10 protein-coding genes are annotated in these 13,224 nt (G+C 32.8%); 2 read left to right on the top strand and 8 right to left on the bottom strand.

The genetic code is table 11. The features are described 5' to 3' along the window. Positions 1–369: 369 nt before the first annotated feature. Entirely contained in the window at positions 370–1,155 is a 786-nt protein-coding gene (locus tag ACFS3A_RS17500) for a hypothetical protein (RefSeq protein ID WP_379826861.1), read from the top strand. A gap of 183 nt (positions 1,156–1,338) precedes the next feature. Next, a complete protein-coding gene (locus ACFS3A_RS17495) occupies positions 1,339–2,043 on the top strand; it encodes an SDR family oxidoreductase (RefSeq protein ID WP_379826860.1) in 705 nt (234 codons plus the stop codon). 716 nt (positions 2,044–2,759) lie between these two features. Here ACFS3A_RS17495 and ACFS3A_RS17490 read toward each other — a convergent pair. The 8 genes from ACFS3A_RS17490 to gwsS form a co-directional block, all read right to left on the bottom strand. After that, the gene (locus tag ACFS3A_RS17490) at positions 2,760–3,758 is read right to left on the bottom strand and encodes an endonuclease V (RefSeq protein WP_379826859.1); all 999 of its coding nucleotides are present in this window, start codon (positions 3,756–3,758) and stop codon (positions 2,760–2,762) included. Positions 3,759–4,143: 385 nt separating this feature from the next. Further along, on the bottom strand, positions 4,144–4,398 hold the full coding sequence (locus ACFS3A_RS17485; RefSeq protein WP_379826858.1) for a hypothetical protein: 255 nt from the start codon (positions 4,396–4,398) through the stop codon (positions 4,144–4,146). Positions 4,399–4,661: 263 nt separating this feature from the next. Next, positions 4,662–5,411 (bottom strand): hypothetical protein, encoded by a 750-nt coding sequence (locus tag ACFS3A_RS17480; protein WP_379826857.1) that lies wholly within the window; start codon positions 5,409–5,411, stop codon positions 4,662–4,664. A 170-nt stretch (positions 5,412–5,581) separates the two neighbouring features. Next, the gene (locus ACFS3A_RS17475; RefSeq protein ID WP_379826856.1) at positions 5,582–6,160 is read right to left on the bottom strand and encodes an SH3 domain-containing protein; all 579 of its coding nucleotides are present in this window, start codon (positions 6,158–6,160) and stop codon (positions 5,582–5,584) included. Between the two features lie 701 nt (positions 6,161–6,861). Continuing rightward, positions 6,862–8,361 carry a hypothetical protein gene (locus ACFS3A_RS17470; protein ID WP_379826854.1) on the bottom strand — a complete coding sequence of 500 codons (1,500 nt, stop codon included), beginning with the start codon at positions 8,359–8,361 and terminating at the stop codon, positions 6,862–6,864. Between the two features lie 278 nt (positions 8,362–8,639). Then, positions 8,640–9,923: an HlyD family secretion protein gene (locus ACFS3A_RS17465; protein ID WP_379826852.1), complete on the bottom strand. Its 1,284-nt coding sequence runs from the start codon at positions 9,921–9,923 to the stop codon at positions 8,640–8,642. A gap of 2 nt (positions 9,924–9,925) precedes the next feature. Then, a complete protein-coding gene (locus ACFS3A_RS17460; protein ID WP_379826851.1) occupies positions 9,926–12,118 on the bottom strand; it encodes a peptidase domain-containing ABC transporter in 2,193 nt (730 codons plus the stop codon). 70 nt (positions 12,119–12,188) lie between these two features. Further along, the gene (gwsS, locus tag ACFS3A_RS17455; protein WP_379826850.1) at positions 12,189–13,181 is read right to left on the bottom strand and encodes a grasp-with-spasm system SPASM domain peptide maturase; all 993 of its coding nucleotides are present in this window, start codon (positions 13,179–13,181) and stop codon (positions 12,189–12,191) included. Positions 13,182–13,224: the final 43 nt, after the last annotated feature.

Here is a 13,224-nt window from a genome sequence, read left to right as displayed (position 1 = left end):
CTAACTAACTAACTAACTAACTAACTAACTAACTAACTAACTAACTAACTAACTAACTAACTAACTAACTAACTAACTAACTAACTAACTAACTAACTAACTAACTAACTAACTAACTAACTAACTAACTATTTGATTCACTAAAATTATTTATTCTTCCGTTTTTTTATATCATATAAGTGCAGTTGTCTGCTAGCTGTTTCAAAATAAATGCCGTCTTTTTTTATTGATCGCAAGACCATCAGAATTTAAATTTTTAAAACAACTTTTTTTTCAGCAGCTTAAAGTTAATTTTTATATTCGTTTTCTATTTCTGCCTGCAGCTCTTCGCTGACCTGAAATCAGATTTAATAAAAAAGTATAAAAAGCATGAAAAAACTTTATATAGCAATTCTTATTTCCATAATCTTTCCTTTCTTAAAAACTTATGCTCAAAAGACTCCCCTTCTTATCAGCGAATACAGCAATGCCAGCGGTAAATATGCTACCAAAATCAATTATCAATATGACAATAAGAATAGGTTAATAAAGAAAATCGTAAGCCAGTATGAAATAAATGAAAAAGGAGAATTGAACAAGATTAATGATCTGAATCAAAAACCGGTAACTTATGCGTATTACCAGGACAGTATTGTGAGTACTGCAGATGGCAGCTGGTTAAAGATTATTCTAAACCGAAACGGCCTGTTCGAAAAAGATGTGGCAGTGAATGAGTTTTCTAAGACAAACGCGCTCACAAACCGCTTAACACGCAGCTATAATCAAGACGGCTTTTTAATAAAGGAAATATTATTTGATGATTATGTAACCTATTCCACTACCAGCACGACCGAATACGAATACAAGAATGGCAATTTAACAAAAGAAAGCACAAAGAACAGAAGGGTGAACCAAGAAGGAGAAGTCTGGGAGAATTCTGGGATTCTTGAATATGAATATTCTAAGAACACCACTAATTCTATAGGCAATACTAATTTCGGGACTCCCTATCTGGGCAGGTCAAGCAGAAATTTAGTTCTAAATTTAAAAAATGAAAATGGTTATGCCGCCTATTACGAGTATGATTTTGACCCTAAAGGAAATGTGACCAAAAGAACGCTGATCAGAATCGCAGACTGCGTAAAAATGAGTGAAGAAAATTATAAATACCAATAGCTCAGCAAGGTGGCAGATAAAATATTGGAAAGGGTACTAGCAAGTCTTTTGCCATTAACAGCCACTCTTAATTAATCATTAATGGAAATTTATCGCATTTCATTAAAGCGTCTTCTTAAAAACAAAGCATAGACAAAGCCCTAAGCTTAAAAGGACATTAAAAACTAAACAAATCTTATAAAAATGCAGCACATAGAGAACAAAGTGGCCTATATAACCGGAGCCTCAAAAGGCATCGGTCTGGGCATCGCAGCAGCCTTAGTGGAAAAGGGCGTAAAAGTAGCGGTATCGGGAAGGGATATAGAAGCCCTTGAAAAGGCGCAGCAGGCATTGGGAAAACAGAACGTGCTGGTCCTGCAGTCTGATGTCAGAAATTTTGATGACGAACTTAAAGCCGTCAAACAGATTGTATCTGTATTCGGAAAACTGGATATTGTCATTGCCAATGCTGGGATAGGAAAATTTGCCCCCATAGATGAGATATCACTGGAGGACTGGAATTCTATGATTGATACCAATCTTACCGGCGCTTTTCATACCCTGAAAGCAGCAGCCCCCCAGCTCAAAGCGAACAAAGGTTACTACATCTCCATTGCATCGCTGGCGGGAGCTAACTTTTTTGCCAAAGGAGCTGCCTACAATGCGTCAAAATTCGGACTGGTAGGCTTTACCCAGGCCGCCATGCTGGATTTGCGCGATTACGACGTAAAATGCACCACCATTCTGCCCGGTTCGACCGCCTCAAACTTTAACGGTCATACGCCCGATGAAAATGACCAGTGGAAAATCCAGCCCGCAGATATAGGACAGATGGTTGTAGACCTTCTGAGAATGAATCCTAATGTACTGCCAAGCAAAATAGAAGTGCGTCCTACGAAAACGAAGTAATTTAAAAAAATACAGCAATTATAATAAAAGCCGAATTCTAATTTTTCAATTCGGCTTTTAAATTTCATATGATAAAAATACCAGCGTTTCTTATGGACTTGATATCTTTTATACCACAAAATACTAAGGCGAATTTACAGCTTATTCGCAGCATTTTAAACTTTAAGGTTGGTTCTTGCAAAGAAGGCAGAAATTTATAACATTAGCATTAAAATGTGATGCGAATATTTTTTGTTTGAATCACCCTTTCTCCTCCTAATGATCTGAACGAGACTTTTAAAATCAACGAAACTTCCCAACCAACCTCTCTCTCACCGGTCAAAACAACAATAAAAACGGCCTAAAAGAATAAAAGAAAAATACTAACTAACTAACTAACTAACTAACTAACTAACTAACTAACTAACTAACTAACTAACTAACTAACTAACTAACTAACTAACTAACTAACTAACTAACTAACTAACTAACTAACTAACTAACTGGAAATCTATCAAAAAACTCCAAAGCAGCAGATCAAGATTTGATGTAAACGCTATTAGTTAGAATCCCATTGAGGCTCACATTTAATAACAGAAGTCTAACGAGTTATTAAATTTGTGGATTTTCAATTTCCAGCGATCGTGACGTTACAGAATTCGAACCATCTGTTAAAAGATTCAAAAGCTTTGGCCAAATACTCCTGATTTTTTATGTTCTATTAAATCTTTGTTTTTTTAGACTAATATCCCATATCTATTTTCCTCATCATCTTGAAAATCATATCTGATTCTTTGCGGTAAAAGCCTTTCTGTAAGATCAACAGCCTGCTGCACTACGGCAGGAACTCTGGTATGGGTTGTTGTTTTTAAAACCCAATCTACTGCCGTTTCTAGACACATTTTATGCCCGATGGAAACAAAAACCGGATTACTGTTTTCCTGGGTCCGCAAGGCTTTGCCCACAATTTCATCATCAAAAAACAACTCTTCGCTACTTCCTCTTAAGGATCCTAAACTGTTTTTATCATAATATCCAACAAGTCTTTTCTTCGGACAGCCGAGTGTCGGTATATCCAATTCGATTCCTAAATGAGTTGCTAAGCCAACATTTCTTGGATGTTCAATACCGTGTCCGTCACAAAAGATTAATTGAGGCTTAATTTTGAGTTTTGCAAATGTCTTCAAAACCGAAGGAACTTCATTATAGGCAAACAAATCAGGAACATGAATACTAACATCTTCTGATTCCGAAAATGCCTGATCAACAATTTCCTGCGTTTCAATATCCATCACCATTATAGCCGAAACCATTTTTTGATCTATATCGTCATACGCCACGCCAACGCCTGCGATATATTTTATTGGATTTTCAATTTGATCTTCAGCAATGATTTTTTTAGCAATTTCGTTCTGAAGCACATATTTTTCCATAAAATCATCCTCTACCGTATGCCCTAATACTTCTTTCATGCTTTCCTGAACCAAATATCCATACAATGCTTTTCCTAAACGCGCTTCGTCTGCTTCGCGAGTGAGACCAAACGGATTGTTGTGACTCGAATAGGAATGTACAAACAAACCTCTATCATAAAAGGTTTCCTTATTATCAAAATAAATCTGCAGCACTTCGGAACTGTATTCTATTTTTTCATCATAATTCAAATCTTCCCTCGTAAAATCATATCCTTCGTAATGATATCTTTTACCTTTATCATCAAAAATTTTATAATCCAATATGAGATCGAATGTATCAAAATCATAAGCAATATAAAATTTATCAGGAAAGGTGCGAGAACTATTTTTATATATATGAAAAGAATATCTATGTTCATTATAAAGGTAAACGACAATAGAAAAATGATTTTCATTTATATGAAATGAAATTCCGTGCACTTTGCGGTTTACAATAGCTTCTCTCCTATATTCTTTAGCTGTAATGACTTCTCTAATTTTACTAAAAACAGATGTACTATCTGTAGAGATTTTATTTTTTTTTTGGATAATAATTTATGATCTCTTCCATTATTTTAATAAAGATGATAGATGTAAACCTATGATTATAATTTTAAATAACCATGTCTTAAAATGTATTATTTAGCAAAACATGACAATATAATAATTATCGTCTAATTCCTCTTCTTGAACTTTGTATTGGCACTCCAGCCTCAAAATTGCCATTTTTGATATCCGCAGAATTAACACTAATGCTCTGGCTCCATCTAATTGCAGTTTCATAATCTTTTTCTCCTCTTGTGGCAAAACTGAAATATTTTGTGCCATGCAGCAATTCATAACCGCTGAAATATCCATTTTGTATCTCAATTGAATTATTTCCAGAAGCATATGCATATTTAGTTTTATGTGTTCTCTCCATTTCGAGCACCAACTCTCCAGCGGCATTTTTTAATCTATTATTGATCCCATCATTAGCTCACACGTAATCTCCCCAATAGCCCTCGACCCTACTTACACTGACCCCGCTGCCATTCATCCAGTGCTGATGGATTTCACAACCTAATGCATCCCATGGAAAAAATCCGGGATACCAATTAGGTGTTGCTGCAGTTACGATTCCTCACCAGTTTTTATAAGTTTCAATTCATAAGTTTGAGTATATTAAGGATTTAATATAATTTTTTATAGAACTGAAAAATTTAGAAATTTTTTGAAGGTTATGGCATCTGTTTCATAATACTTTGTAGCTTTCTGACTTTCATCATCTTCATATTCCATATCCATACTATAAGAATTGGCATCGTATAGGTAAAATTGCACAAGGTTTTTTGCTTTAAAGTAATATATATTCAAACCTAATCTATGTTCAAAAAAATCTCGATTATGTGAATTCTGCTTAACATTAGATGCCAGGTCTTTTGATATATTCGTATCATTGAAGGTTTGAGTATTAATAAACATCAAAGTGCCCTCATATAATATTCTCATTGTTGTTTTATTTAGATAATCAGGTGTTAACTTGTATGCATTAGCTAATTCTGCCTTTGATACCACATAGTATTTACAACTGACTTTATTGTTCCAGCCTTTTTGTATTGAACTGTAAGTATAAAAACCGTCCCTGTATTTTTTAATTATAATTGTATATGTGCTATCAGCAATTTTTACGTCTTTTATTTCAAGCGAATTAAAATTGTCAGTACCTAAACCATACGACTCATAGTTACCTAAAAGCTTTTGATTTTCACCAAGATCTTGAGGTATTTTATTTTTTCCGCTTATCCATTGTCCAGAGGAGTTTTTTAACCAACCGGTAGCTAATATTAATGCGCTACTTTTTTTTGTTATTATTGGCAATGGTTCATCCATTCGATTTTGAGCATTGATGTTGGCTGCAAACAATGTGAAAATTATAAGTAGATTTATTTTCATAAGATATTTGTTGGTATATTTAAATTTATTAGCATTAAAAATAAACTAACAATAGATAGATCTGATAGAATTGAACATCGTAACTACCTAAGTTTTTAATTCAAAAAAGTTGTTCATTATTTAGAGACAATACTACTTTATCTACAAAAAGCAAATGTGAATTCCACATTCTACATCTTATAGACATACTCTGCTTTCACATATCCATAGTTCCCGGACTGTATCACCTTCACCTGCAGCCACTCACCGTCAACGGCTATGACCATCAAAAGATCATATCTTTCAAGGGTTTCTATTACAGCAGCTTCAGTACCTGGCTCTTCGCGCAGCTTCAGTGTTTCAGAACCTACAGCAACCATATCCTCAGGATGATAGATGACAGCAGCTTTTTTGACTACTGCTTCTTTCTTAGTCTTTGCTTTGACGGACGCCTCGGAAGTAAAAGAAACTACTTCTGTTCTTTTAGATTGACTAGACTTCTTACTTTTAGAAGAAGGAGTAGTTACCCGTGGAGGAGAATATCTAACAGGCGGAGAATACGAAGCGCATACCCCGCAGCTTCCGCCACTGGAACAATGCGCACACCTGCTGCAGTTGGAACAGGCACTGCAGTAAGCGCTCCCCGTGCATCTTCCCGCCATTTCCTTTTTTGTCTCGCAACAGCTAGCCACCAGTTTATTAGTCTGCGCACTGGTTGCCACTGTTACTGTAAGAAATAAAAGAGTGTAATAAAATAGTTTTTTCATCATGATTGAATAGTTATGTTTCAGGCAAACATAAAGAAAGCATTTATTAGATTTTTACGGTTTTCCGTAGTTACTGGATATTTCTGAATCAAGACAATTATATCCTTTTAAATATCCAATAAAATTAGTATATAATAAATCCAATCATTTAAAACAACCACACTCCTCCACCAACTCCCCCTTCACCGGTCAAAACAACAATAAACAAATGAAAAAAAGGGCCAAGAGAAAAACATAACTAACTAACTAACTAACTAACTAACTAACTAACTAACTAACTAACTAACTAACTAACTAACTAACTAACTAACTAACTAACTAACTAACTAACTAACTAACTAACTAACTAACTAACTAACACCTTTAAATAAACCAATCTCTCTAACCGACTTCTTGCTCACTGGTCAGAATTAAAAATGAAAGCAATCCAAAAAAATAAAATATGTATGTACCATTACAAAAATTACATTTTACTTTCATGACCTAATTTGAAACACTAAGGTAATTCAAAAGCATTTTAAGACATATTTAAAGACAAAAAGAGACGATCTGTTGATCGTCTCTTTTCTATTCAATAATTAAAATTCACTCATCATTTTCAGCCAATTAAGTAATTAAATTATAATATCACCCAATCTGTAACACTAATCTTTTTTGTACAAATCTAAACTATAAAAAATCGTTTACAATTTAGTTCAACAATCTTATTCTATTGAAAAATTGTTAAATTTAAAAAGTGCACCATCAACAGATTTAACGGTTATATAATATCTTCCGAGTGGCAAGCTAACTGTAATTTCATCCTTTTTCGGGATCATCAGAATCGATTGTATTGGTATTAATACGCTTTCATTATTGGTCTTACTATACTCCTCCATAGAAAATACTTCTACCAAAAGCTCCTGATTCTTAAAACTTTCAAATGCACTGTTTTTTAATTTTATGGTTTTAAAAACCTTATCTGTGTACACGGATTCAAGACTTGCATGCAAATTATTTATCAAAAAATAATCTGCACTCGATTTCATTAAAGAGTCTTGAGCAAATACTGCTTTTGGCAATAAAACCAGATCATGTTTTACATCAGCCGTAACAGTTTCCTGATTTATCGTAACAGGATCAATCTTCGAATATTCTTTTAAATAACTAGCCATGGCTCTTCTTTCCCCCTCTTCTTCAAGATGACCATGACCTACATATATAAATATTTTTGCCTGAGGATCATTTTCCAATATTTTCATAATGTTTTTAGCTTGTCCCATTTCCCTATCCAGCTGGCGGTCATAATTTTCATGTCCCAACAATTCAAATCCCATAGCACTAGCTTTTCTGACAAAATGTCCAAAATAAGGATCTTTAATATAAAAACCATTTCTGGAATTTGGAATAACTTCAGGACTATTTTCCGTATTAGGAACAAATGTTTCAAATGATATAATTTTAAAATTATTCCGTTTTAAAATATCCAACAATGTCATAGCAAATAATCTGTGTCCCGGATAAAAATGATCCTCATTTAATATTAAGATCTGATTGTTTTTGGCCAGCTTGTCAATGGTATTGTAAACCTCTTTATCTTTTTTAACTTCGTTCGAAAATAAAGCATTACCTACTACTTCTTTGAAATTAGTTTTATTTTTCTCATAATCCTTAATCAATAAATCATATTCCTTATTATTTGACATAAATGAGTTGAGAGTAATGTACAATGCTTCTTTGAACATTAATTTATTAGGATCAGTAATTGGTGCTGTTCTAATTTTTTCTCTTCCCTGCAGAAAATTTTTATGAGGCGCAATGGTGTAGAAATTATATAAATTCATATAGGATAACTTACTTAAGTTAGAAGTATCTAAAGAAATTCTCCTTAAAGCCTCATTGGTAATTTTCAATTCATTATTTTTATCTTTTGTTTTTGTCATCAGGATTACTCTTTTACTCCCCCTTTGCTTTATATATGTTGTAACTCCACTGATCGTATCTCTACCCAAAAGTTTTTCATGGACAATTGTATCGGCTGGATTGGCTATTTGATCAAAAAAATAATTTATTTCAGTATTTTTATCTGCTTGATAACTTAAAAACAAATCTGTGTTACCGATATCTGTGATTTCTTTAACCTCTTTTTTAAGTTTATTTTCCTTTGATCGCGTCAATTTATTATAAGAAAGCAAGTCTGGGAGGTCGATAGAAATTTTTATCAAATCGTTATATAATAAATCACCACTGTTTCTTTGACCAAAGATATAATTGTGTTTCTTAACGTCCTGATCAGATACCTTACAACTCGAAATTATAAGTACACTTAAGGCGGAGATAAAATATTTTATGAAATTAAAACTGATCCTTTCTTTTCGCATTATTTTGATTATTTAATATGTTTTTATAATTCGATATTCCACCTTGCTTATGCAAAATAATAAAAAACTAAAGTGTTTTTAATTTTTTTTCCTTGCAAATACATCTTCAAAAATTAGCAAGTTCAAAAAATACTTTTAAACTGGTACATAATCCTTTGTAATAATCGCATATCTTCGGTCACAATTTCTGCATTCCCTTTCATTTCCTGCTGAAATATGATTTTCTTATGATAAGATGTTACAAGTCCATTTTTAAGTTCTACATCCAAAAGTAAGTTTCCATCTTTATCAGGAATTAATGAGATATTCTTAATTTTTCCAATCAAGACTCCGAATTCTCGATCGGGATAATTGGATAACCGAATATTTACAGTTTGTCCAACTCTGAGTTTTCCTGAATTTAAGGCAGGGGCCTTTACTTTTCCAACAAACACACTTTTCTTAAGAGGAATTATCGAAAAAACATTCTCACCGGCAATTATAGTCTGATTTTCATTCCATACCTGCAGAAAAGTTACTATTCCATTAACAGAGGATTTTAATGTATAAGTCAGTTCCCATTCTCTTATCGCTTTTCTGAGTTGATAAAATGACTGTGCTGCATTTCGATCTAGGTTAACTTCCTCTTTAGTATTGTTAATATTAGAATTCTGACTTACTTTTGTATTGCTAATCAATGATGATTTGAGCTGTGAAATTGAGCTCAAAAGCCCTCTATAACTTTTATCTGCCTGAAGATATCCTAGTTTTCTGGAATCCATTTCCTGAGCAGAAATTATTCCTTTGCCGAATAGAATTTCGAAACGCTTTATCTCATTTCTTTGCAATGCAAGCTCACTTTCATTGATTATTTTCTGTTGCTCCATTATTGACAATCTTTCCCTTATCTGGATATTTTCTGAATTTTGTGCTTTCATTTCAATTTCAAAAGGGCGTAACTGATTGTTAAGTTCCTGGATTTGATAATCTTTTTGAAAAACAGCAAACGTACTTTCAATTTCACCAAGTCTGGTATTTTTTAACAACTTAAAAGGAAATGTCTTTTGCAAATCATTTATATCGTAATTTTCTACAATCCTTTTTAATAAAAAAACATCTTTGTAATTAGCCGTATTCTCTATAATGGCCAAAGGAGTATCCTTTTTTACGTGAGTTTTGTTCTTCACCAAAATAGCTTCAATACGCCCTGACGATTTTGAAATAATTTTTTCCGGTGGGATGTTAGTTGTTATTAATATCTCACTATTAATAACATCAGGATACCTAACAAACCATGAGACAAAAAAAAACATTAAAATAATGGTAAATATCAGAAAAGTGCCCCATCTAATTATCCAATGTGGTACTTTGGTCAATATATCCTGTACTTCTTCACTTCTAAGCTCAAATGCTGTATTTTCATCCATAATTAATTTCCTAACTGCAATTGATTTTTTACCAATTCAAAATAATTTCCTCTTTGTATCACTAATTCGGAATGATTTCCAATTTCAATAATTTCCCCTTTCTCAAGTACCACAATCTGATCAGCATTCATAACCGTACTCAATCGATGAGCAATTACAATCACAGTTTTGTTTTTAAAAAAAACATTCAGCTTTCTCATAATCTCCTTCTCGTTGTTTGCATCTAAAGCAGAAGTTGCTTCATCAAAAAAAAGAATTTCGGGATTTTTATAAACTGCTCTTGCAATTAATATCCGTTGTTTTTGTCCTGTACTCATCCCTGTTCCTTCCGCCCCTATTTTTGTATTGAATCCAAAGGGAAGTTCCCTAACATACTCACTTATATTTGCTACATCTGCCGCATATGCTAAACGTTCTTTATTAATCTTATCTACTCCAAAAGCAATATTATTTGCAATAGTATCACTAAAGATAAAACCTTCCTGCATCACCACACCAATATTAGACCGCCAGGATCTTTGAGAAATATTTTTTAGTTGTACATCACCAATGGTAATTTCACCACTCTCAGGATCGTAAAACTTCAGAAGTAATTTCATCAGTGTTGTTTTTCCACTACCACTTGCCCCTACTATAGCTGTTATTTTGTTTGCCGGAATGTCCAAGGTCAAATCCTTTAAAACGGGACTATCCGAACCCAAATATCGGAAAGAAGCTTTCTTTAACATTATATTGCAATGATAGGGAACTTCATTTGACTGATAAATTTCCTGCTGTGTTTCATCTTCCTTTTCATGGATTTCAGATAATCTGGCTAAAGATATTCTTGCATCCTGAAGTTCCCGAACAAATTCAATAAGTTGTGTTATTGGTCCGTTCAAACTTCCAACAATCGAATTGATCGCCAGCATCATACCTAATGTGATAGAGCCATCTATCACTAATTTTGCAGAAAAAAAAATAATTAAAATGTTTTTTAACTCATTGATTACGGATGATCCAATACTCTGTGACTGCTCCAGTACAAGTCCTTTAATGTATACTTTAAATAACCTCGCCTGTACATATTCCCAACTCCAGCGCTTTTGTTTTTCAGCATTATGAAGTTTGATTTCCTGCATTCCGTTGACAAGTTCTATAACTTTCCCCTGTTCGTTTGAAATTTCAGCAAAACGTTTATAATCTAATTCTTCCCTGCGTTTCAAAAAAAGTGTGATCCATCCAAAATACGAAAGGCTTCCGATAAAAAAAATTAGAAAAATCTCTAAATTGAAATAGAAAAGTACACCTCCATAGATTATTATATTTATAGTGGAAAACAAAACGTTAAGCGAAGAAGTGGTTAAGATTTTTTCAATCCTCCGATGATCATTAATTCGCTGTATTATATCACCTGTGACCCGTACATCAAAGAACGATACAGGCAAATTCATCAGTTTAATAAAAAAATCTGAAATTAAAGAGATGTTTATCCTGGTGGAAAGATGTAGCAATATCCAGCCTCTGATCAATTCCAGTCCAGTCCTGCCTGCGAATAGAAATAATTGTGCAAAAAGGATTAAGTAGATAAATTGAATATTTTGGTTTTGTATACCAATGTCTACAATGCTCTGTGTTAAAAATGGAAAGATTAATTGCAACAAACTACTGGCCAGCAATCCAACAGTCAGCTGTATTAAAAATGCTTTATATCTTAATATATATTGGGACAACAAATTAAAACCAAGTCCCTTATTATCCTCTTTCTCAAATTCAGACTGCGAAAACTTTGGAGTAGGTTCCAGTAATAAAGCAATTCCTTCCTTAGTGGAATCATCCGCATTATTGCCAATCCAAAATTTAAGAAAATCATATTTGTTATATTCAATTAGACCAAATGCCGGGTCTGAAATAAAATATTTCTCTTTTTTTATTTTATATAAAACAATATAGTGCTCATTATTCCAATGTATAATACAAGGAAGCGGAGCTTCATTAAGACTAATTAAATTGATCTTAACACCTAAACTTCGAAAACCAATTTTTTCCGCAGCATGGCTTAAAAAAAACAGATTACTTCCTTCTCGTGTAGTTTCACTGCTTTCTCTAAGCTCTTGAATATTAACTGTTTTACCATAGTGCTTTGCAATAATTTTTAAACAGGTAGGACCACAATCTTTGTAGTCCGCTTGTCTGTAATTTATAAACTTTTTCAAAACTGATTTTAAGGTATTTGCATCTAAAAGAAATTTTTATTTTTAGTCTGATAGCCGGCTCCTATTTTCTTCATCTCCATATATTGGTGTATGGATCATAAATACAATCATGGGATTTTACATAATTCGAACCATCTTCTGAAATTAAAGGGATACTGCCATCAGGACAGATATATCTAAATTCACAATCCCTGCAAATTTTTACTTTATCTTTACTAATATTCCAAAAATTCACTATTCCCTCATTAAGAATTACAGTTTCTAAATCATGTGAACTAAGATTTCCAAACACAGATTCATCATTCAAATGGCGTTTTATATTTCCCAAACTATCAATATATATAGTTCTGTTATAGGCTGAGTTGTAGTGTAATGATTCAATAAAGCCCTGAATACTAAATGAAAAATTGTTCCTATGAGTAATTTTCATAGATAAAATCTCCTCTAAGGGCCTTCTGTCATAAACGAACTGACTATTTTCTGTTTCGTTTTCGATCCTTGCTTTGTAAAAGATCACAACGGCTAATCGAATAAATTTATTCTGAAGTTTTATCAATTCATCTTCTTTCGTCACATCATATTCTAAATACAAAATGATTGACTTAACTCTGGATTTATTAAAAATTTTGAGTATTTGGTACAATTCTGCCAAATCAAAATCTCTGCAGATGAGTCTTATATTGGAAATACCTAATTTTTCTATTTTTTCTTTAAGAACATCCTTTAAAATTGAATGTGAAATGCCCAATTCTAAATTTAGAGTATCAATACTGTAAGGACGCACAAAATCTGTATTTATTGCCGGAAACCGATCTACGTCGTTACTCACAATTAGTAATTCATTGGTAATAAAAAAACGTATATATTTTTTTAAAATATGTTTATCATCTTTAAAATCCCTGAAAAGATCATATATCTTTTTACTTGAATATTCGATTAGGATATCGATTATCTGATTAGGGATTAGATAGTAATTTTGTCTTTGGATATCAATTACAACTCCTTGGTTTACGCCTTTTACAGGGAAACAACTTGAAAATAGTTTGAATTTTTTATTAAGCATGGTAATCTTTTAAATAAAGTGGCTTTTTAAATTCTCTGCATAT

It is taken from the genome of Flavobacterium notoginsengisoli (genome assembly GCF_042686225.1).
In the GTDB taxonomy this organism is placed as follows: Bacteria; Bacteroidota; Bacteroidia; order Flavobacteriales; family Flavobacteriaceae; genus Flavobacterium; species Flavobacterium notoginsengisoli.
The sequence above is the reverse complement of the archived record's forward strand: the minus strand, read 5'-3'. Positions and strand labels throughout refer to the sequence as shown.

Coding starts and splice junctions, on each gene's coding strand:
- ACFS3A_RS17475 (WP_379826856.1), bottom strand. CDS start 6,160: ATGATGAAAAAACTATTTTATTACACTCTTTTATTTCTTACAGTAACA.
- ACFS3A_RS17465 (WP_379826852.1), bottom strand. CDS start 9,923: ATGGATGAAAATACAGCATTTGAGCTTAGAAGTGAAGAAGTACAGGAT.
- ACFS3A_RS17485 (WP_379826858.1), bottom strand. CDS start 4,398: ATGGAGAGAACACATAAAACTAAATATGCATATGCTTCTGGAAATAAT.
- ACFS3A_RS17500 (WP_379826861.1), top strand. CDS start 370: ATGAAAAAACTTTATATAGCAATTCTTATTTCCATAATCTTTCCTTTC.
- ACFS3A_RS17495 (WP_379826860.1), top strand. CDS start 1,339: ATGCAGCACATAGAGAACAAAGTGGCCTATATAACCGGAGCCTCAAAA.
- gwsS (WP_379826850.1), bottom strand. CDS start 13,181: ATGCTTAATAAAAAATTCAAACTATTTTCAAGTTGTTTCCCTGTAAAA.
- ACFS3A_RS17480 (WP_379826857.1), bottom strand. CDS start 5,411: ATGAAAATAAATCTACTTATAATTTTCACATTGTTTGCAGCCAACATC.